The organism is Serratia sp. C2(1) (assembly GCF_036352655.1).
GTDB classification, from domain to species: domain Bacteria; phylum Pseudomonadota; class Gammaproteobacteria; order Enterobacterales; family Enterobacteriaceae; genus Serratia; species Serratia inhibens.
Window position 1 is genome coordinate 1419506 of the sequence record NZ_JAZFBA010000001.1, and the last position, 19369, is coordinate 1438874.

Annotated in this window: 18 protein-coding genes; 8 read left to right on the forward strand and 10 right to left on the reverse strand. The window is 60.3% G+C overall.

The genetic code is table 11. The features are described from left to right. Window positions 1-24: 24 nt before the first annotated feature. Genes V2S86_RS06595 through V2S86_RS06625 form a run of 7 tightly spaced genes read right to left on the reverse strand, consistent with a single transcriptional unit; the run spans window position 25 to window position 6501 of the window. Window positions 25-1251 (reverse strand): Zn-dependent hydrolase, encoded by a 1227-nt coding sequence (locus V2S86_RS06595; protein ID WP_330761731.1) that lies wholly within the window; start codon window positions 1249-1251, stop codon window positions 25-27. After that, window positions 1248-1739, reverse strand: coding sequence for an L-2-amino-thiazoline-4-carboxylic acid hydrolase (locus V2S86_RS06600; protein ID WP_330761732.1), 492 nt, complete (start codon window positions 1737-1739; stop codon window positions 1248-1250). Before V2S86_RS06600 ends, V2S86_RS06595 begins: the two co-directional genes overlap by 4 nt. Before the next feature lie 21 nt (window positions 1740-1760). Next, window positions 1761-2921 (reverse strand): branched-chain amino acid ABC transporter substrate-binding protein, encoded by a 1161-nt coding sequence (locus V2S86_RS06605; protein WP_330761733.1) that lies wholly within the window; start codon window positions 2919-2921, stop codon window positions 1761-1763. 34 nt (window positions 2922-2955) lie between these two features. Continuing rightward, window positions 2956-3669 carry an ABC transporter ATP-binding protein gene (locus tag V2S86_RS06610; protein WP_330761734.1) on the reverse strand — a complete coding sequence of 238 codons (714 nt, stop codon included), beginning with the start codon at window positions 3667-3669 and terminating at the stop codon, window positions 2956-2958. Continuing rightward, window positions 3662-4432 (reverse strand): ABC transporter ATP-binding protein, encoded by a 771-nt coding sequence (locus V2S86_RS06615; RefSeq protein WP_330761735.1) that lies wholly within the window; start codon window positions 4430-4432, stop codon window positions 3662-3664. Before V2S86_RS06615 ends, V2S86_RS06610 begins: the two co-directional genes overlap by 8 nt. Next, window positions 4429-5541: an ABC transporter permease subunit gene (locus tag V2S86_RS06620; protein WP_330761736.1), complete on the reverse strand. Its 1113-nt coding sequence runs from the start codon at window positions 5539-5541 to the stop codon at window positions 4429-4431. Before V2S86_RS06620 ends, V2S86_RS06615 begins: the two co-directional genes overlap by 4 nt. A gap of 9 nt (window positions 5542-5550) precedes the next feature. After that, the gene (locus V2S86_RS06625; protein ID WP_330761737.1) at window positions 5551-6501 is read right to left on the reverse strand and encodes a branched-chain amino acid ABC transporter permease; all 951 of its coding nucleotides are present in this window, start codon (window positions 6499-6501) and stop codon (window positions 5551-5553) included. 170 nt (window positions 6502-6671) lie between these two features. Here V2S86_RS06625 and V2S86_RS06630 point away from each other — a divergent pair, with 170 nt between their 5' ends. The 3 genes from V2S86_RS06630 to V2S86_RS06640 all read left to right on the forward strand — a co-directional run bounded on the left by V2S86_RS06630 (window position 6672) and on the right by V2S86_RS06640 (window position 9937). Beyond that, window positions 6672-7583: a LysR substrate-binding domain-containing protein gene (locus V2S86_RS06630; protein ID WP_330761738.1), complete on the forward strand. Its 912-nt coding sequence runs from the start codon at window positions 6672-6674 to the stop codon at window positions 7581-7583. Window positions 7584-7651: 68 nt separating this feature from the next. Then, window positions 7652-9532 carry a potassium transporter Kup gene (locus tag V2S86_RS06635; protein ID WP_330761739.1) on the forward strand — a complete coding sequence of 627 codons (1881 nt, stop codon included), beginning with the start codon at window positions 7652-7654 and terminating at the stop codon, window positions 9530-9532. Window positions 9533-9631: 99 nt separating this feature from the next. Continuing rightward, the gene (locus V2S86_RS06640; protein ID WP_330761740.1) at window positions 9632-9937 is read left to right on the forward strand and encodes a cupin domain-containing protein; all 306 of its coding nucleotides are present in this window, start codon (window positions 9632-9634) and stop codon (window positions 9935-9937) included. Here V2S86_RS06640 and V2S86_RS06645 read toward each other — a convergent pair. Next, window positions 9934-10527: a TetR/AcrR family transcriptional regulator gene (locus tag V2S86_RS06645; protein WP_330761741.1), complete on the reverse strand. Its 594-nt coding sequence runs from the start codon at window positions 10525-10527 to the stop codon at window positions 9934-9936. The two genes, V2S86_RS06640 and V2S86_RS06645, sit on opposite strands and share 4 nt — an antisense overlap. A 141-nt stretch (window positions 10528-10668) precedes the next feature. Between V2S86_RS06645 and V2S86_RS06650 the strand changes: the two genes are divergently transcribed. The 3 genes from V2S86_RS06650 to V2S86_RS06660 are packed head-to-tail and all read left to right on the forward strand — an operon-like array spanning window position 10669 to window position 13545. Further along, the gene (locus V2S86_RS06650; protein WP_330761742.1) at window positions 10669-11724 is read left to right on the forward strand and encodes a sugar phosphate isomerase/epimerase family protein; all 1056 of its coding nucleotides are present in this window, start codon (window positions 10669-10671) and stop codon (window positions 11722-11724) included. 29 nt (window positions 11725-11753) lie between these two features. Further along, window positions 11754-12650: an alpha/beta fold hydrolase gene (locus V2S86_RS06655; protein WP_330761743.1), complete on the forward strand. Its 897-nt coding sequence runs from the start codon at window positions 11754-11756 to the stop codon at window positions 12648-12650. Next, window positions 12640-13545, forward strand: coding sequence for an alpha/beta hydrolase (locus V2S86_RS06660; RefSeq protein WP_330761744.1), 906 nt, complete (start codon window positions 12640-12642; stop codon window positions 13543-13545). Before V2S86_RS06655 ends, V2S86_RS06660 begins: the two co-directional genes overlap by 11 nt. 89 nt (window positions 13546-13634) lie before the next feature. Here V2S86_RS06660 and V2S86_RS06665 read toward each other — a convergent pair whose 3' ends face one another. After that, window positions 13635-15068, reverse strand: coding sequence for an NAD-dependent succinate-semialdehyde dehydrogenase (locus V2S86_RS06665; RefSeq protein WP_330761745.1), 1434 nt, complete (start codon window positions 15066-15068; stop codon window positions 13635-13637). A gap of 235 nt (window positions 15069-15303) precedes the next feature. Here V2S86_RS06665 and V2S86_RS06670 point away from each other — a divergent pair, with 235 nt between their 5' ends. Continuing rightward, the gene (locus V2S86_RS06670; protein WP_330761746.1) at window positions 15304-16131 is read left to right on the forward strand and encodes an AraC family transcriptional regulator; all 828 of its coding nucleotides are present in this window, start codon (window positions 15304-15306) and stop codon (window positions 16129-16131) included. 81 nt (window positions 16132-16212) lie between these two features. Next, a complete protein-coding gene (locus tag V2S86_RS06675; protein WP_330761747.1) occupies window positions 16213-17178 on the forward strand; it encodes a DMT family transporter in 966 nt (321 codons plus the stop codon). 33 nt (window positions 17179-17211) lie between these two features. On the opposite strand, the gene fusA is transcribed toward V2S86_RS06675, so the two are convergent. Next, window positions 17212-19317 (reverse strand): elongation factor G, encoded by a 2106-nt coding sequence (fusA, locus tag V2S86_RS06680; RefSeq protein WP_330761748.1) that lies wholly within the window; start codon window positions 19315-19317, stop codon window positions 17212-17214. Window positions 19318-19369 lie beyond the last annotated feature (52 nt).

Genomic DNA, 19369 nt, shown 5'->3' on the forward strand with positions numbered 1-19369 from the left:
GGCCGGTTAACCGGGGCGAGGAGATCAGCTAGCCGTTTGCGCCAGCAACGCGTTGAGCAGCACGTTGGCACCGGCGGTGGCCCAGGCGGGCGAAATATTTTCCAGCTCGTTGTGGCTGATGCCGTCCACGCAGGGAATAAAAATCATCGCCGTGGGCGCTACCCGGCTCAGATAACAGGCATCGTGACCGGCGCCGGAAACCATCTCCCGGTGCGAATAACCCAGCGCTTGCGCGGCCTGGCGTACGCTGTCGATACAGTTTTCATCAAAGCGTATCGGTTGATACTGAAAGATGCGTTCGGCGCGAGCGCTCAACGTGCCGGCATCGATCTCGGCGACCGCCGCCAGCAACCGCTGCTCCATCTGTTCCAGCACCGCCTCCTGCGGATGACGGAATTCGACGCTGAAAAACACTTTGCCCGGCACCACATTGCGCGAGTTGGGGGTGATTTGCGCCATGCCTACCGTGGCGCGCGCATCCGGCATGAAATCCAGGCCGATCTGATTGACCGCCGTGACCATAGCGGCAAAGCCGAGCAGGGCATCGCGGCGCCGTTCCATCGGCGTGGTGCCCGCATGGGCGCTGAAACCGAGGATCTCCAGTTCATACCAGCGCTGGCCCTGCGCGCTGGTCACCACGCCGATCTCAATGTTTTCCGCTTCGAGGATCGGGCCTTGCTCGATATGCAGTTCAAAGGCGGCGTGGATGGGCCTGCCGCCGACCGGCTCCTCGCCGTCATAGCCGATTTGCTTCAGCGCTTCGCCGATACTGATACCCTGCGCATCGCGGCGCGACAGGCCGTATTCTTCATCGAACACGCCGGCAAACACGCCGGAGGCGATCATCGCCGGGGCGAAGCGGGCGCCTTCCTCGTTAGTCCAGTTAACCACCTCCAGTGCGCGCTCGGTAGCAATCTGATGATCGTTCAGGGTGCGGATCACTTCCAACCCGGCCAGCACGCCGTAAATGCCGTCAAAGCGCCCGCCGTTGGGTTGGGAGTCGACGTGGGAGCCGGTGACGACCGGCGCCAGTTCCGGGCGGGTGCCTTCGCGGCGCAAAAACATGTTGCCCATGCGATCGACCCGCACGCTGCATCCCGCTTCCAGCGCCCAGGTACGCAATTGATCGCGCGCCTGACGATCCTCCTCGCTCAGCGCCAGCCGGGTGACGCCGTCTTTCGGAATGGCGCCGAACTGCGCCATAGCGCGCAGGCTTTGCCACAGCCGTTCGCCGTTAACCTGTTGGGTCATTTTTTTTCTCCCGACGGTTTTGCGGCATAGCGGAAATCGCAGCAGGGCGCGCCGGACATAATGGTTTGGGTACGTTGCAGCTCGACGTCCGGCGCATAGCCGACGATAAACTGGCTGTCGCGGGCGCATGACAGCAAATGGCCAATCTCGCCCAACCCCATCTCGTGATACATCTCGGCATAGCGACAGCGGGTGACGTTATAGTCGAACTGCTGCTCGTCTTGATGGATCACCTTCACCTGCAGCGCGTCGTCTTTTTCCCACAGGTACTGCAAGGCGGCGAAACTCTGCAAATCCGCGCCATTCGGCTCCTGCGCGGCAAACTGCTTGCCCGCCTCGATGGCGGCGTTTTCAATGGCTTCGCCAATCACCGCCTGTGCGCGCTCCTTGCCGATCTCACGCACCAGAATCTGGTAGATCGGCTTGATGATCTCGGCTTCGATACGCCGACGGGCCAGAATGCCCAATTCGTTTTTTGCACAGCTCATCACCTTGCTCCCCTTGCTTTGTTATTGTGTTTTAGCGCCGCCCAATACGCTCTGCGGCTGCCATTTGCCGTCGACCACCTTGTAGAGGGTGAAGCTTGGCTGTTGCAGGTTGCCCTGCGGATCGAATGCGATGTTGCCGGTGACGCCCTGATAATGAATGGCGCGCAGTTTCGGCAGATAATCGGCCGGATTGGCGGATCCTGCCTGCTCAATGGCGGCAATCAATACCCGGGTGGCGTCATAGGCGAACGGCGCATGCAGTTCGATGTGGGTCTTGTAACGGTCGCGGTAAGCCTGCTCAAAGGCTTTGCCGCCCGGCATCTGCTCCAGCGGCAGGCCCGGTTCCAGCGCCACCACGCCTTCGCCTTCTTTCTGCGCCAGCGTCAGGAAGGTTTGGCTGACGAAGCCGCCGGCGCCCATCAGTTGAGTATTCATACCCAACTGTTTGATGCGGCGGGCCAGCGGTGCCGCCTGTGAATCCACGCCGCCGAAGAAGATCAGATCGGCATTCTTGCTGCGAACGGTGGTCAACACCGCGCTGAAATCGACGGTTTTGTCATCGACGTATTCACGCGCTACCGGTTGTATGCCCTGCGCCGCCAGCGATTTGATAAACTCGTCCGCCAACCCCTGGCCGAACGCGGTGCGATCGTCGATGACCGCAATGCGTTTGGCTTTCAGTACCTTGACGGCATATTCACCGGCGTAATTACCGCCGTCGTCGTCATGGCCCATCACGCGAAAGCTGGTATCAAACCCCTGTTGAGTATAGGCATGACCTGTGGCGACCGGTGCCACCTGGGCAATGCCGGCATCGTGATAAATGCGCGCCGCCGGGATGCTGGTGCCGGTATTCCAGTGGCCGACCACGCCGGCGACGCCTTCGTCCACCAGGCGCTGCGCCACCGCAACGGCGGTGCGCGGGTCGGACTGGTCGTCTTCGGACACCAATTTAAAGGTGACAGGTTTGCCATTCAGCGTCGGTTTTTGGGCATTGGCGTCGGCGATCGCCAACTGAGCGCCGTTTTCCAGATCCTTGCCGATACGGGCGGAAGGGCCGGTCAGCGGGCCGGCCAGGCCGATCAGAATGGTGTCGGCGGCCCACGCCGGCGTAGCTGCGCCAAGGGTAGCCAGAACGGCGGCGGCCAGGGCCAGCGGTTTAAAGCGAGTTATTTTGTTCATGTAAAACTCCCGGTGCGGTTAAAAGTAAAAACGACTATTCGCCCAGATAGGCTTGTTTGATTTTTTCATCGTCGAGCATGCCGGCAGACCGGCCGCTGTGGCTCAGGCTGCCGCTGTCCAGCACGTAGGCGCGATCGGTCGACTCCAGCGCCAGCCGGGCATTCTGTTCCACCAGCAATAGCGTGACACCGTCACTGGCAAGGGTTTTGATCACGTCAAAAATGGCTTCGACCACGATCGGCGCCAGTCCCATTGAGGGTTCATCCAGCACCAGCAGGCGTGGCCGGCTGAGCAGCGCTCGGCCCATCGCCACCATCTGTTGTTCGCCGCCGGAGAGCAGCCCGGCGGGTTGCCGCAGCCGTTCGCGCAGCCGTGGGAAAAGGGTGCAAACCCGCTCCAGATCCTGCCGTACCGCCGGTTTATCGCGGCGGGAATAGGCACCAAGCTGCAAATTTTCCAGCACCGTCATGCGGGCGAAAATGCCGCGGCCTTCCGGCACCATCACCAGCCCCTGTTGCAGCAGCCGATGCGGAGGAACACCGCGAATGGACCGGCCGTCGAACAGGATGTCTCCTTCGAAGGGTTGCAGGCCGGTCAACGCGCGCAGGCTGGAGGTTTTGCCCGCGCCGTTGGCGCCGATCAATGTCACCTGTTCGCCGTGGTTAACCGTAAAATCGATGCCTTTCACCGCATGAATGCCACCGTAAGACACTTTTAGCCGTTTGACCGACAATAAGGGTTCAGACATGCGCCGATCCTCCCAGATAAGCCCGGATCACCGCCGGTTCGCGCCTTACCTGCGCCGGTTCGCCTTCGGCGATGACTTTGCCGTAGTCGAGTACCGTCAGGCGGTCGCACAATCCCATCACCAGCTTGACGTCGTGCTCTATCAGCAGCAGGGTTTTGCCGCTTTCGCGGATGCGTTGCAGCAGCTCGCGCAGCGCCACTTTCTCTGCGGCGTTCATGCCGGCGGCCGGTTCATCCAGTGCCAATAACTGCGGGTCGGTAGCCAGCGCACGGGCAATTTCCAGCCGCCGCTGGTGCCCGTAGGAAAGATCGCCGGCGCGGTAATGGGCAAATTGACCGATGCCGACGTACTCCAGCAGCGCGTGAGACTTCTCCCGCGTTGCCCGTTCTTCCTCGCGGGCATGGCGGTGGCGTGAAATAGCCGCCCACAGGCCGTTGCGGGTACGTACATGGCAGCCCACCATCACGTTTTCCAGCACGCTCATTTCGTTGAACAACCGCAGGTTCTGGAAGGTGCGGGCGATGCCGGCCTGCACGACTTTGTCGATGGCCTGCGGTTTGTAGCGGCGATCCAGCAGGCGGAACTCTCCGTCGTCGGCGCGGTACAGGCCGGTAATCAGGTTGAAACAGGTGGTTTTGCCGGCACCGTTCGGCCCGATCAGCCCATAGATTTCCCCCTGGCGGATACTCATGCTGACGTCGTCCACGGCGGTCAGCCCGCCAAAACGTTTACTGACGTGGTTGAGGGTAAGTAGTGGCGTCATGATGCGGCTCCCGATTGATGACGCGCCGGCCACAGGCCCGCCGGGCGATACAGCATGACCAGAATCAGCGCCAGGCCGTAGAACAGCTGGCGGATAATTTCCGGGTCGATCCACACCTGGCCGAACAGGGCCAGTTGCAGCGGCCCCATGGTGCTGCGCAGCAATTCAGGCAGCGCTGCCAACAGCAAGGCGCCAAGGATCACGCCCGGAATGTGGCCCATGCCGCCCAGCACCACCATCGCCAGTACGGCAATCGATTCTTGCAGGGTGAAGGACTCCGGTGAGACAAATCCCTGGAACGCGGCAAACAGCGCGCCGGCGATGCCGCCGAACGTGGCGCCGATGGCGAACGCCAGCAGTTTGAAGTTACGGGTGTTGATGCCCATCGCCCGCGCTGCGTCCTCATCTTCGCGGATGGCGGTCCAGGCGCGACCGACCCGTGAATGTTGCAGGCGCAGGCAGATAAACAGGATCGCCAGCAGCAGGGCGGCGAACAGGTAGTAATACAAATACAGCGAGGAAAAACGGATGCCGAACCACTCATGCATGCCGGAAAACTTCAGGCCGAACAGGCTGACCGGATCGATGCCGGAAATGCCTTTTGGGCCGTTGGTGATATTGACCGGGCGATCGAGGTTGCGCATCAGAATGCGCACGATTTCGCCAAAGCCGAGCGTGACGATCGCCAGATAGTCGCCGCGCAGGCGCAGCGTCGGCGCGCCGAGCAGGATGCCGCACAGCGCCGCCAGCACGGCGGACAGCGGTATCAGCAGCAGGATGGACAGATGCAAGCCATCCGGGAACCAGTGCAACAGCAACGGAAACTGTTCGGTCAGGTGCGGCGACGACAGCAGCGCGGTCAGATAGGCCCCCACAGCGTAAAAGGCGATAAATCCCATGTCCAGCAGGCCGGTCAGGCCGACGACGATATTCAGCCCCAGCGCCAGCATCAGGTACAGCAATGCGAAGTCGATCACCCGCACCCAATAGTTGCCGCCGGCGGCCCCCGCCAACCAGGGGGCCAGCAGCAGGCCGAGCATGAACAGCGCGACGCCGAGCCTGGCGCGGCCTGGGGTGGCGGTTTGCAGGGTGGTGGTCAGAACGGTCATTTTATCTCCTCAGGCGCGGGTGGCGATGCGCTCGCCCAGCAGCCCGGATGGGCGTAATACCAGCACCGCAATCAGTATCAGGAAGGCGAAAACGTCCTGATAATTGCTGCCGAAGGTGCCGCCGGTGAGTTCGCCGAGATAACCGGTGCCCAGCGATTCGAATAGCCCCAGCAATAATCCGCCGAGCATGGCGCCGCGCAGGTTGCCAATGCCGCCCAGCACTGCGGCGGTAAACGCCTTGATGCCAGGCAGGAAGCCCATGGAGAAGCCGGCGTTGCCGTAGTTGCTGGCCATCATGATGCCCGCCACTGCTGCCAGCGCGCCGCCGAGGGCGAAGGTCAACAGGATCACCCGGTTGGGATCGATGCCCATCAGACCGGCGACCTGCGGATTTTCCGCCGTGGCGCGCATCGCGCGGCCAAAGCGCGAATGTTCGACCAGCAACAGCAGCCCGGCCATCACCAGCACGGCGACAACCAGCGTGGCGATACCGGTACCGGTGATCACCGCCGGCGCATGCCCGGCGCTGCCCTGGGTCAAGGCAATGGGGGACATGGGCAGCAGTTGCGGGAACATCAACGGATTGCGTGACCAGATCAGCATCGCCAGGGTTTGCAGCAGCAACGAGACGCCAATGCCGCTGATCAACGGCGCCAGGCGCGGGGCATTGCGCAGGCGGCGATAGGCCAGGCGTTCGATGCTCATCGACACCAGTGCGCAGACCGCCATGGCGAGCATCATCGCCAGCAATAGCACGGTGTACGGCGACAGAGTGGGGAAATGATGCTGCAACACGCCGATAGCCGACAGGGCGCTCAGCGCGCCGACCATCAACACATCGCCGTGGGCGAAATTGATAATGCGCAAAATGCCGTACACCATGGTGTAACCCAGGGCGATCAGAGCATAAATACTGCCGAGCATCAGGCCGTTGACGGTCTGCTGTACCAGCGTATCCATAGGGAGAGTCCCGAAAATAATGATTCAGGAGGCTCAGAGTAGAGAATTAAAAAAAATTGTAAAATACGGAAAAATAATTTCTTATGTAAAAAACGCGTGTTTTTAATTGATTGATTTATTTGTATATTAATTTAAACCCGCAGACGATTTTTTAGCAAATTAGTCAATATATGAAAAAAACAGAAGAGTACGATGCACTGCTACCGAACGATCCGCCACTGCGCGCCGTCAGGGCGTTCGAGGCTATCGCCCGCCTGGGCAGCATTACCGCGGCAGCGCAGGAACTGGCGATCTCACCTTCGGCGGTCAGCCATCAGCTCAAAACGCTGGAGGCTTTTTTGCAAATGCCGCTCACCGAACGGCAGGGGCGCAAGCTGATCTTGCGCAGCGAAGGGCGCGAGTATTACCGCTCGATCCGCTCGGCGTTTAACGTGTTGCGCCAGGCGACGGAGCATGTGCGTGAGCAATCGGCCTCCCGGCAGGTGACCATCAGCCTGATCCCGCTGTTCGGCATGGGCTGGTTTATTCCGCGTTTGCACGGTTTTCTGCGTGAGAATCCCGATATCGACATCAACGTGGTGTACGCCAATCACCGCAACTATCTCAGTGACGCCGCCGATATTTCGATTCGTTTTGGCGTGGGGCAATGGACCGGCTATCGCAGCGAAAAACTGATGTCCGGCAAAATGGTGCCGGTATGCAGCCGCAGTTTTATCAGGCTGCACGGGCTGCTGGATACGCCGGATCAGCTTTTGCCGCTGCCGTTGTTGCACGACGAAGAACGCAATACCTGGATGCAGTGGTTTCAGCAGGCCGGCGTCAGGCGGCCGCTGCGCAGCACCGGGCCGATGTTCGAGGATGGCCTGCTGACGCTGGCGGCGGTGCAGTCGGGGCTGGGCTGCGCCCTGATGCGCGAACCGCTGATCGCACCTTATCTTAACAGCGGCGAACTGGTTAAGTTGTTTGACCGACCGATTGACGATGGCCGCGATTATTACCTGTGCGTGCGGGCAGACAGCGAGCTGTCGCAAGAGGGGTTGAACCTGCAACAGTGGTTGCTGCGCGAGGCAGCCGGCCAATAAACAGGCACGCGCTAACTGCCTGAATTGACTATCCTGAGTAGAGTGCAATGGGCCAACAGGAGTGTCCGATGACTGCAGAAAACGAGCTGGAACAAACGCCAAAAATGAGCCTGCCGCTGCTGGCCGGTGGTGCCTTGGGCGTGGTGTTCGGCGATATCGGCACCAGCCCGCTGTATACGCTGAAAACCGTGCTTTATCTGTCTGGCGATGCGCCGTCCGCGCCGGTGATCCTCGGCTTGTTGTCGCTGATTTTCTGGACGCTGGTGATAGTGACCTCGCTCAAATACGCCATGTTCGCCATGCGGATCGATAACCGCGGCGAGGGCGGCATCATGGCGCTGATGTCGCTGTTGGTCAGCAAGAAAAACAGGCGTCCCGTCGTGGTGTTCGCCGGGCTGTTCGGGGCGGCGCTGATTTACGGTGACGGTGCCATCACCCCGGCGATCTCAGTGCTTTCGGCGCTGGAGGGGTTGAACATCGTCTTGCCCGAATCCAAACCCTATATTTTACCGGCGGCGGTAGTGATCCTGGTCACTTTGTTCGCCATTCAGCCGCTGGGCACGGCGCGTATCGGCAAGGTGTTTGGCCCGATCATGGCGCTGTGGTTTTTCTCGATCGCCGCCCTGGGCGTTTGGGGCATTATCCAGCATCCGGCGGTGCTGATGGCCGTCAACCCCGAGTACGGCGTGGCATTTCTGTTCTCCAACGGGTTAACCAGCTTTCTGGTGTTGGGCGGGGTGTTCCTTTGCGTGACCGGCGCAGAGGCGCTGTATGCCGACATGGGGCACTTTGGCAAAAGACCTATCTGGCTTGCCTGGTTCGGCATCGTATTCCCCAGTTTGTTGTTGAATTATGCCGGGCAGGCCGCGTTGATCCTCTCCGGCGCCGACGTGACCCAAAATATTTTCTTCCGCCTGTGCCCGCCAATGATGCAGATACCCTTGGTGATCCTGGCTACCCTGGCCACCATCATCGCCAGCCAGGCGATCATCAGCGGGGCCTTTTCCATGACCCGTCAGGCGATCCAGCTTGGCTGGTTGCCGCGCTTGCGGGTGAAACAAACCACCGAGGAGAGCTACGGCCAAATTTACATCGGTGCCATCAACTGGCTGCTGATGGCGGTGACGGTTTTTCTGACGGTGTTCTTCAAATCCTCCGATAACCTTGCCGCCGCCTACGGCATCGCCGTTTCGCTCACCATGATCATGACCAGCGGCTTGCTGTTTGTGGCGATGCGCGAGGTGTGGCGCTGGGGATTCGCCGCCAGCCTGCTGGTTGCCGGCGGTTTTTTTATCGTCGATCTCAGCTTTTTGGTGGCTAACCTCAGCAAGGTGCTGCAAGGGGGCTATGTACCGCTGCTGTTGGCCAGCCTGGTTTATGGCGTGATGCTGATCTGGCATCGCGGCGTGGCGGCGGCTTCACGCACGCTGGGCGAAAAGAGCCTGCCGCTGGCGGATTTCCTGGCACAAATCGAAGCGCAAGCCATTCCTCGGGTGCCGGGTACGGCGATATTTCTTACCCGTAATCTGAATGGCACGCCGCCGGTGATGAAATGGCACGTCAAACGCAACGGCTCGCTGCACGCCGATGTATTGACGCTGAACATCATGATCGTGAACGAGCCGCGAGTGGCGAATGCCGAGCGCTTGGTGATGCGGCAGCAGTCACCGGGCTTCTGGTGCGGCGTGGCCAGTTACGGCTTTATGGAAAGGCCGAACATTCCCCGGTTATTGCACCATGCCGAGGCGCAGAAAACCGGGTTGAATTTTGACGACGCCACCTATTACCTGGGGCATGAAACCGTGGTGCGTCGCGAAAGCAGCGGCAGATTGCCGGCGTGGCAGCGCAGTATCTTTGCGCTGATGGTGCGTAACGGCATGCACGTGACGGATTATTACTATCTCCCCAGCGATCAGGTGGTGGAGATCAGCCGCCGGGTGCCGGTGTGACGGTCTGGCTATAGGTTAAAAGCAACGGTTATTTAGCCGCAGGCATGGCGCAGGCTATAGTGCGGTGGCGCGATGTGCGCGGCTTTGCTCTGAGGGTTTATGTCACTGTTCGATCTTACTGCCTTGGCTACCGGCTTGCCGCTGGCATGGCGTTCCAGCATTCTGGGGCGCGTCGGTTCCGCCAATATCAAAGTGCTGCGAATGGATCAGCGCGCCATTGACGATGAGGTTCACGAATACCATGAGGCGCTGCTGGTGATCGAAGGCCAACTGAGGTTGGCGGTGCGGGGCGAGGAGATTAGGGTGAACGCCGGGCAGCTGTATCAGGCCGCTGCCGGCGTGCCGCATCGCGTGTTGGCGGGCAGCCACGGCACGCTGGTGATTGTTGATTTACCCGAGAATTAATGCCGGCCGTCCAGCGCGGACAACGCCACGTCAACCGCCGCTAACAGCCGTTCTTTTGTGACGCCGTCACGTGCTTGTGTCGATAATCCGTGCAAAAAGACCGCGAAGTAGTCGCCCAGGCTGTCGGCGTCGGTATCCGCCGGTAATTCCCCGTTTTTCACCGCTAGCTGCAGCCGCTCAATAATGCCCTGGGTACGCAGCAGACGGTGTTCCGCCAGCCAGGTTTTGATGCCGCTGTTTTCAGTGCTGACGCTGGCGGCGGAAGAGACCACCATGCAGCCCTGCGGCAACTCGCCGCGGCTGTACAGCGCCACCGCGTCTTCCAGCAGGCGCTTTATCGCCGCCCGCACGCCGGTTTCTTCGCTGAAGGCGCGTTCGGCAAAGCCGCCTTCATGGTTTTCGTAGCTGGCGATGGCTTCGCGGAACAGCAATTCCTTCGAGCCGAACGCCTTGTAAATGCGCGCTGAGGCGATACCCAGTTCGGCCACCAGATCCGACATCGAGGTGCCTTCGTATCCCTGGCGCCAGAAGAGATCCCGTGCTTTCAGTAATGCCTGTTCGCGGTCGAATTCGCGTGGTCTGCCTGCCATCGGTCGGCTCCTGTTTGCCTGTCATTCAGTGAGATAGGATCGCTTAAATCGCCCCGGACGCCAACGAATTTCTAAAATCTGCTTGCGGCGGGATTCATTTGAGCCTATTGTTTGTCAATCGACAACCAATAGGAGTTTACGATGAAAACCTTGAAAGGTCCAAGCCTGCATCTTGCACAATTCAGCGACGATGCCGCCCCCTTTAACAGCCTGCCCGCCATTGCACAATGGGCGGCGGAAACCGGTTTTAAAGCGCTGCAAATCCCCGCGTGGGATCGCCGCCTGTTCGATTTGGCTACCGCAGCGGAAAGCCAGACTTACTGCGATGAACTGGTCGGCATGCTGGCAGACAAGGGGTTGGTAGTCAGCGAACTGACCACCCACATTTTTGGTCAGTTGATGGCGGTGCACCCGGCTTATGACGCGTTGTGCGACAGCTTTGCGCCGCCGGCGCTGCACGGCAACCCGCAGGCGCGCGGCGAATGGGCGCGGCAACAGCTGCTGTTGGCGGCCAAAGCCTCCGCACGGCTGGGGCTGAGCGACATGGGCACCTTTTCCGGCTCGCTGGCATGGCCCTACCTGTTTCCGTTCCCACAACGCCCGGCCGGGTTGATCGAGACGGCGTTCGATGAGCTGGCGAAACGCTGGTTGCCGGTGCTCAACGCCTGCGACGAACAGGGCGTAAACCTGTGTTATGAAATTCACCCCAGTGAAGACCTGCACGATGGCGTAACGTTTGAAATGTTTCATCAGCGCGTCGGCGGCCACCCCCGTTGCCAGATCCTGTTCGATCCGAGCCACTTCGTGCTGCAACAGCTGAACTACCTGGATTACATCGATATTTATAAAGATTTTATCCGCATGTTCCACGTCAAGGACGCCGAGTTCAACCCGACCGGCCGTCAGGGCATTTATGGCGGCTACCAGTCGTGGACCGAACGCGCAGGGCGTTTCCGCTCGCTGGGCGACGGCCAGGTCGATTTCAAAGGCATTTTCTCCCGGTTGACGCAGCACGGCTACGCCGGTTGGGCGACGCTGGAATGGGAATGTTGCCTCAAGCACCCGGAGGACGGCGCTCGTGAAGGGGCTGCGTTCATCCGCGACCATATCATCAACGTCACCGACAAGGTGTTCGACGACTTTGCCGGCGCGCCGGTCGACCAGCAACAGATTAATACCTTGCTCGGCCTGCGCTGAGCCACGCTATTCCACCACGGAGAACACCCATGACAATGCAAAATAACGGGTCCATGCTGAATGGACCTGAACCCGAACACGTCTATGCACGGGTCAACGGCAACCGCATTCACTGCGTCACCCTCGGCGAAGGCCGGCCGGTGTTGCTGATCCCAGGCTGGCCGCAGACCTGGTATACCTGGCGTTATGTGATGCAGGCGCTGGCAGCCGCCGGTTTTAAGGCGATTGCGGTGGATCCGCCGGGCATCGGCGATTCTGATAAACCCACCGGCGGTTATGACACCGGTAGCGTCGCTGCCGTGCTGCACCAGACCATGCTGCAGCTTGGACACCCGAGTTATTCGTTGGTCGGCCACGATATTGGCATGTGGATCGGCTATGCGTTGGCCAGCGACTATCCGCAGGCGGTGGAAAGACTGGTCCTGACCGAAGCGGTGATCCCTGGGCTGGCGCCGGCACCGCCGATTTTTGTGTCGCCGGACCAAAACATCTTCCTGTGGCATTTCATGTTCAACCAACTGGCGGATCTGCCGGAGGCGTTGACGCTGGGGCGAGAGAGAGAGTATCTCGGTTACATCTTTAACCGCTGGTCTTATCGCCGCGATCGGGTGGCAGCAGAAACCTACATTGCCGCTTATTCTGCGCCGGGTAGCTTGCGGGCCGGCTTTGATTACTACCGCGCCATTCCCGAGACCGTGCGGCAAAACCAGCGGCGTGCCGAGAGCAGGCTCGAGATGCCGGTGATGACCATCGGCGCAGAACACGCCACTGGCGATGCGCCTTTTGTCACATTGCGCGATAACGCCGTGGATCTGCGGGGCGAGACGGTCGCCGGCTGCGGTCATTTTATTACTGAAGAGTGTCACGAGGCGTTTATCGCCCTGGTGGTGCCATTCCTGTCGGAGGCGCAGACCGATGCCGCTTGATACGCAGATTGCCCGTTTTCTGGCGGAAACGGCAGGTGCGGCGGCACCCGGTTCCCTGGCCGAGATGCGTGCCGCCGCCGAGGCCGGGCTGCTGCAACTGCAGGGCGAAGCGGAAGCCAGCGGCGGCGTGCGGGATTTTACGGTCACCGCCAACGACGGTCATGAGATCGCCATTCGCGCTTATCTTCCGCAGGGCGTGGCGGCAGAACCTTTGCCGGCCATGCTGTACGCCCACGGCGGCGGCTGGTGCCTGGGTTCGTTGGCGCTGTATGACCGGCCTTGTCAGGCGCTGGCCAATGCCACGGGGCGGTTGATCCTGTCGGTCGATTACCGGCTGGCGCCGGAGCATCCGTTCCCGCGGCCGCTGGAGGATTTTTACCAGGCTTTGTGCGCAGTGGTTGAGCGGGCGGATGAACTGGGGATTCTCGCCGGGCGTATCGCGGTTGGCGGCGACAGCGCAGGCGGCAATCTGGCGGCGGCCGTGGCCTTGCTGGCCCGCGACCGCGAAGGGCCGCAAATCGAGCATCAGCTGTTGCTGTATCCGGCGCTGAGCGGCGCTATGAATACCGCCAGTTATGACGACTACGCGCAGGGGTATTTTTTGACCCGGGAAGTGATGGCGTTTTGCTGGGAGACGTATCGGGGTAAAGAAGGGAAACCGCGTAATCCTTACGCCGAGCCATTGCATGCCGAAACTCTGCAACGGTTGCCCCCGGCGACCATTCTGAGCTGCGAATACGACCCGCTACGCGATGAGGCCGAGCAGTATGCGCAACGGTTGCGTGAAGACGGGGTGGCGGTGTGCTGCGAACGGTTGCCGGGCATGGTTCACGCCTGCATCCATATGCTGGGATTAACCCCGGCGGCGCGGCTGCTGTTCGACAAGGCGGTTTAACCTTTTGTTAGTGTGTTGAAAGCTGCACCTGGTGTGACTAATGCCCCGCATTGGAATTGCGGGGCATTGGTGTTTCCAGCGATGGGCGTCTAACGACCGGCGACGGTCACGAAACGGGTCTCCAGATAGGACTCGATCGCCTCGCTGCCGCCTTCGGTGCCGTGACCTGAGTCTTTCACTCCGCCAAACGGCGTTTCAGGCAGGCCGAAACCGATATGGTTGATGCTGAGCATGCCGCTTTCCACATCGCGCCCCAGCGCGTTTACCGTGGCGATGCTGCGGCTATAGGCATAAGCCGCCAGACCGTAAGGCAGGCGGTTGGCCTCGGCGATCGCTTCCTCATAGGTGGCAAATGGGCGCAGAAGGGCGACCGGACCAAAGGGTTCTTCAGACATCGCCCGCGCACTCAGCGGGACGTCGCGCAGCACCGTTGGCTCAAAGAAATTGCCGCTGCCTGGCAGCCGCTTGCCGCCGGTGCTGGCCTTCGCACCCTGATCGATGGCGTCCTTCACGAAGGCGTCGATGGCAGCGACGCTGCGCGCCAGCACCATCGGCCCCATGGTCACCCCCTCATCCAATCCGTTACCCAGCTTGATGTCACGCACCGCTGCGGTGAATTTCTCTACGAAGGCTTCATAGACGCCTTGCTGGATCAGAAAACGGGTCGGGGCGATACAGACCTGGCCGGCGTTGCGGAACTTGGCCTGTGCCAGCTCTTTGGCGGCGGCGTCGAGATCGGCATCGTCGAAAATCAACACCGGCGCGTGGCCGCCCAGTTCCATGGTGGCCTTCTTCATATGCTGCCCGGCCAGCGCTGCCAAATGTTTGCCTACGCGGGTAGAACCGGTGAACGAGATCTTGCGAATGGTCGGGTGCGGGATCAGGTATTCGGAGATATCCGCCGGGGTGCCATACACCAGCGCGATCACGCCGGCCGGGATGTCGGCGTCGGCAAAGGCTCTGATCAGCTCTGCCGGTGAGGCTGGGGTTTCTTCCGGGCCTTTGATGATGATGGAGCAACCGGCGGCCAACGCGGCGGACAGCTTGCGCACGATTTGGTTGATCGGAAAGTTCCACGGCGTAAAGGCGGCAACCGGGCCGACCGGCAGCTTAAGCGTTTGCTGTTGAACATCGCGGTTGCGGGCAGGGATGATTTGGCCGTAGGTGCGGCTGGCTTCGCCGGCAAACCAGTCAATGACGTCCGCCGAGTTAAGGATCTCAACCTTGGCCTGCGCCACCGGTTTGCCTTGTTCCTGCGTCATGATGGCGGCGATAGATTCTGCGCGTTCGCGCAGCAAGGCGGCGGCTTTACGCATCAGGATGGCGCGCTGATAGGCGGAGGTGTCGCGCCAGCGTTTAAAACCGCGTTCGGTAGCGGCCAGCGCCAGATCGAGATCGGCCTGTGCGGCGTGCGCCACGTTGCCAATGACCTCATCGGTAGCGGGGTTGGTGACCGGCATGGTGTTGCCGGCAACTGCGTTGCGCCATTGTCCGTCAATATAGAGTTGCGTATCTGGATACATTGTTGCCTCTTACTTTCAGGGAGTTAAACACCGTTTTCCCGCTCTGCGGCGGGATAATAAAATCCGCCGACGCCGATCAACAGGCGCCGGGCGATGGGTAAAATACCCTACGCCGAATGAGCGCTATCGTCCAGGGAACCGCGTTGCGCACTACTCAAACGGCATTGGTTTGACTATCATACAAGCCAGGTTCGGCCTTGATGCAAGGCGGCAGGGTGCAGGAGACGGAGGTAGAGTGCAGGGTGTTCCACAGCAGTTCCCTTTCGAAAAAGATTGCGCACAGTTCCGGCAGTTGCCGCAACTGCCGGGCGTAGAGCTTTACCACGCCCATATCGAGCGCTATGTCTTTGAACCCCATACCCACGACGCTTTCGCCATCGGCACCGTCGATGTCGGCGCCGAGCGCTTCCGTTATCGGGGGGCGCAGCATCTGGCGGCACCGGGTTCGCTGGTGTTGATGAACCCGGACGAGCTTCACACCGGCGAGGCGGAAACGGCCGGCGGCTGGAATTACCGAATGCTCTACCTTGAACCCGGGGCGCTGGAGTTGTTGTCCGGCGAGCAGGGGTTTTGGTTTACCGATGCGGTACGCCAGGATCCGCAGGCGGCGCGGCAACTTTCGGCGACGCTGGCCGCACTGTGGCAAGCCCGGGATCCGATGACGATTGATGACCTGCTGCTGCAAGTGGTGGCGATCTTCCGCCCCCACGCGCGCACCGCCCGGCCGCTGAAAGATGAGCCGGCACACCGTTTTGACATCGTCAAAACCTACCTGCGCGATAACTTTTCCACCGCCATCACGCTGGATCAGTTGGCGGCATTGGTGTCGCTCAGCCCGTATCATTTTTTGCGCAAATTCAAAGCCAAATACCATGTGTCGCCTCAACAGATGCTGATGGCGATTCGCCTTTCGCAAGCCAAGCTGATGCTGGGGCGCGGCATGCCTGCCGCGCAGGTAGCCGCGGCGGCGGGGCTAACCGATCAGGCGCATTTAACCCGCGCTTTCGCCAATCGTTACGGTGTCACACCCGTGCGTTATCAAAAACAGGTCATGTCCCGCTAAAACAGCAACCTGCTACAATATTGCCACGAGGAATTAGGCTAGGCTGCTCCTGAAATTCATTCACGGGTTGCTGGAGTCATTATGTTTTTTGGCGTGTTATTTGCCCTCTCGGCCGGGCTGATGTGGGGGCTGATTTTTGTCGGCCCGGTATTGATCCCCGAATATCCTGCGGCGTTACAATCCACCGGGCGCTACCTGGCCTTTGGCCTGATCGCCTTGCCGCTGGCGTGGCTCGATCGCCGCCGGTTGCGAAAGTTGCGGCGTAAAGACTGGCTTGAAGCGCTCAAACTGACGGCGATCGGCAATCTGCTGTATTACCTGTGCCTGGCCAGCGCCATTCAACGCACCGGGGCGCCGGTGTCCACCATGATTATCGGCACGCTGCCGGTGGTGATTTCGGTGACCGCCAACCTGTTTTACAGCCGGCATGACGGGCGGCTTTCCTGGCGGAAGTTAACGCCGGCGCTGGTGTTGATCGCCTGCGGGCTGGCGTTCGTCAACGTCGCCGAACTGAAGGGCAATACGGCACCGCTCGATCTCTGGCGTTATATCAGCGGTTTGGGGCTGGCGCTGTTGGCGGTGGCCTGCTGGACCTGGTTTCCGCTGCGCAATGCCCGCTGGCTGCGGGAAAATCCGGATCAAAGGCCAGCCACCTGGGCAACGGCGCAGGGGGTAGTCACCTTGCCGCTGGCATTGGTGGGTTTTCTGTTGGTTTGCGGCCAGTTGGCCTTCACTCAGCCGGAATTCGCGTTGCCGTTCGGACCCAGGCCGGGTGTGTTTGTCCCGTTGATGATTGTCATCGGTATATTCTGCTCTTGGATTGGCGCGCTGTGCTGGAATGAGGCGAGTCAGCGCTTGCCGACGGTGTTGGTGGGGCCACTGATCGTCTTCGAAATTCTGGCGGGACTGGCCTACACCTTTATGCTGCGCCAGACATGGCCGCCGCTGTTGACGCTGTGCGGCATCGCCTGCCTGATGATCGGGGTGATTTACGCCATGCGCATCAAGCCGCAGCCCGTAGTGGTGCGGCTGACAGAGAAAGCGTGACGCCTGCCGCGAAGGCGGCAGGCGGTGAACCCCTTAACGTTTGCTGTGGTGGATGATCTCTTCAGCCACGTTGCGCGGCGCTTCGGCGTAGTGGCTGAACTCCATGGTGTAAGTCGCGCGGCCCTGCGACATCGATCGCAGGGTGGTTGAATAGCCAAACATCTCGGACAGCGGCACTTTGGCGCGGATCTCCTTGCCGCCGCCGCCGGGGATATCCTCCATGCCTTGCACCAGACCGCGCCGCGACGACAGGTCGCCCATCACGCTGCCGGCATAGTCTTCCGGCGTTTCTACCTCCACCGCCATGATCGGCTCCAGGATCACCGGATCAGCCGCGCGACAGGCGTCTCTAAAGCCAAAGATTGCCGCCATACGGAAGGCTTGCTCAGAGGAATCGACGTCATGGTATGAGCCGAAGGTCAGATGCACTTTGACGTCAACCATCTGGTAACCGGCCAGCACGCCGTTATTCAGCGCCTCCAGCACGCCTTTTTTCACCGCGGGTATATATTCGCCCGGGATCACGCCGCCCTTGATTTCATCGAAGAACTCGAAGCCTTTGCCCGGTTCGTTCGGTTCCACCGTTAACACCACATGGCCATATTGGCCTTTACCGCCGGATTGCCGTACAAATTTGCCCTCCACGTCGACCACCCGTTTGCGGATGGTTTCGCGGTAAGAGACCTGCGGTTTGCCGGTGGTGGTCGCCACGCCAAATTCACGGCGCATACGATCGACGATAATTTCCAGGTGCAGCTCGCCCATGCCGTAAATAATGGTTTGACCGGAATCTTCGTCGGTGCGAACGCGAAACGACGGGTCCTCGGAGGTGAGGCGCTGCAGCGCGATGCCCATTTTTTCCTGATCGGCTTTGGTTTTCGGTTCAATCGCCTGCGCAATCACCGGCTCCGGGAACACCATTTTCTCCAGCGTGATAATGGCGTTAGGATCGCACAGGGTGTCGCCGGTGGTGACGTCTTTCAGCCCCACGCAGGCGGCGATATCACCGGCGTGCAGTTCTTCGACCTCTTTGCGGTCGTTGGCGTGCATCTGCACGATGCGGCCAATGCGCTCTTTCTTGTCTTTGGTCGGGTTATAGACGCTGTTACCCTTGGCCAGCACGCCGGAGTACACCCGTACGAAGGTCAGTTGGCCCACGAAAGGGTCGGTCATCAGCTTGAACGCCAGCGCCGAGAATTTTTCGTCGTCGGCAGCCCGGCGAATGATGATCTTGTCGTGCTCGTCATGGCCTTCCATCGGCGGCACGTCGAGCGGCGAGGGCATCAGTTCGATCACCGCGTCCAGCATGCGCTGCACGCCTTTATTGCGGAAGGCCGAGCCGCACAGCATCGGCTGGATTTCACCGGCTATGGTGCGCAGGCGCAGACCGTGAACAATCTCTTCTTCGCTCAGCGGTTGCTGATTGAGGTATTTGTCCATCAGCTCTTCCGAGCCTTCGGCAGCAGCTTCGATCATTTTATCCCGCCATTCTTGTGCGGAATCGCGCAGCTCGGCCGGGATCTCTTCAAAGCTGAAACTCATGCCCTGCGAAGCTTCGTCCCACAAGATGGCCTTCATGCGCACCAAATCCACCACGCCGGTGAAGTGGTCTTCGGCGCCAATCGGGATGACGATCGGCACCGGATTGGCTTTCAAACGTTCGATCATCATTTTGCGCACGCGGAAGAAGTCGGCGCCGACGCGGTCCATTTTGTTGACGAACGCCAGCCGCGGCACTTTATATTTATTGGCCTGCCGCCAGACGGTTTCTGACTGCGGCTGCACGCCGCCCACCGAGTCGTAGACCATGACTGCGCCATCCAGCACGCGCATAGAACGCTCGACCTCGATGGTAAAGTCAACGTGCCCTGGGGTATCGATAATATTGATGCGGTGCTGCGGATAATTATGCTGCATGCCGTTCCAGAAGCAGGTGGTCGCCGCCGAGGTAATGGTGATGCCGCGTTCTTGTTCCTGCGCCATCCAATCCATGGTGGCCGCGCCATCGTGCACTTCGCCCAGCTTGTGACTGACCCCGGTGTAAAACAGAATCCGCTCGGTGGTGGTGGTTTTGCCGGCATCGATGTGCGCCGAGATGCCGATATTGCGGTAGCGTTCGATAGGGGTAGTACGTGCCATAATTAACCTTTCTTAGCCGCGTTAAAGAAGGGCGGCTTAAACAGCATTAATA

Coding starts and splice junctions, on each gene's coding strand:
- V2S86_RS06595 (WP_330761731.1), bottom strand. CDS start 1,251: ATGACCCAACAGGTTAACGGCGAACGGCTGTGGCAAAGCCTGCGCGCT.
- V2S86_RS06600 (WP_330761732.1), bottom strand. CDS start 1,739: ATGAGCTGTGCAAAAAACGAATTGGGCATTCTGGCCCGTCGGCGTATC.
- V2S86_RS06605 (WP_330761733.1), bottom strand. CDS start 2,921: ATGAACAAAATAACTCGCTTTAAACCGCTGGCCCTGGCCGCCGCCGTT.
- V2S86_RS06610 (WP_330761734.1), bottom strand. CDS start 3,669: ATGTCTGAACCCTTATTGTCGGTCAAACGGCTAAAAGTGTCTTACGGT.
- V2S86_RS06615 (WP_330761735.1), bottom strand. CDS start 4,432: ATGACGCCACTACTTACCCTCAACCACGTCAGTAAACGTTTTGGCGGG.
- V2S86_RS06620 (WP_330761736.1), bottom strand. CDS start 5,541: ATGACCGTTCTGACCACCACCCTGCAAACCGCCACCCCAGGCCGCGCC.
- V2S86_RS06625 (WP_330761737.1), bottom strand. CDS start 6,501: ATGGATACGCTGGTACAGCAGACCGTCAACGGCCTGATGCTCGGCAGT.
- V2S86_RS06630 (WP_330761738.1), top strand. CDS start 6,672: ATGAAAAAAACAGAAGAGTACGATGCACTGCTACCGAACGATCCGCCA.
- V2S86_RS06635 (WP_330761739.1), top strand. CDS start 7,652: ATGACTGCAGAAAACGAGCTGGAACAAACGCCAAAAATGAGCCTGCCG.
- V2S86_RS06640 (WP_330761740.1), top strand. CDS start 9,632: ATGTCACTGTTCGATCTTACTGCCTTGGCTACCGGCTTGCCGCTGGCA.
- V2S86_RS06645 (WP_330761741.1), bottom strand. CDS start 10,527: ATGGCAGGCAGACCACGCGAATTCGACCGCGAACAGGCATTACTGAAA.
- V2S86_RS06650 (WP_330761742.1), top strand. CDS start 10,669: ATGAAAACCTTGAAAGGTCCAAGCCTGCATCTTGCACAATTCAGCGAC.
- V2S86_RS06655 (WP_330761743.1), top strand. CDS start 11,754: ATGACAATGCAAAATAACGGGTCCATGCTGAATGGACCTGAACCCGAA.
- V2S86_RS06660 (WP_330761744.1), top strand. CDS start 12,640: ATGCCGCTTGATACGCAGATTGCCCGTTTTCTGGCGGAAACGGCAGGT.
- V2S86_RS06665 (WP_330761745.1), bottom strand. CDS start 15,068: ATGTATCCAGATACGCAACTCTATATTGACGGACAATGGCGCAACGCA.
- V2S86_RS06675 (WP_330761747.1), top strand. CDS start 16,213: ATGTTTTTTGGCGTGTTATTTGCCCTCTCGGCCGGGCTGATGTGGGGG.
- fusA (WP_330761748.1), bottom strand. CDS start 19,317: ATGGCACGTACTACCCCTATCGAACGCTACCGCAATATCGGCATCTCG.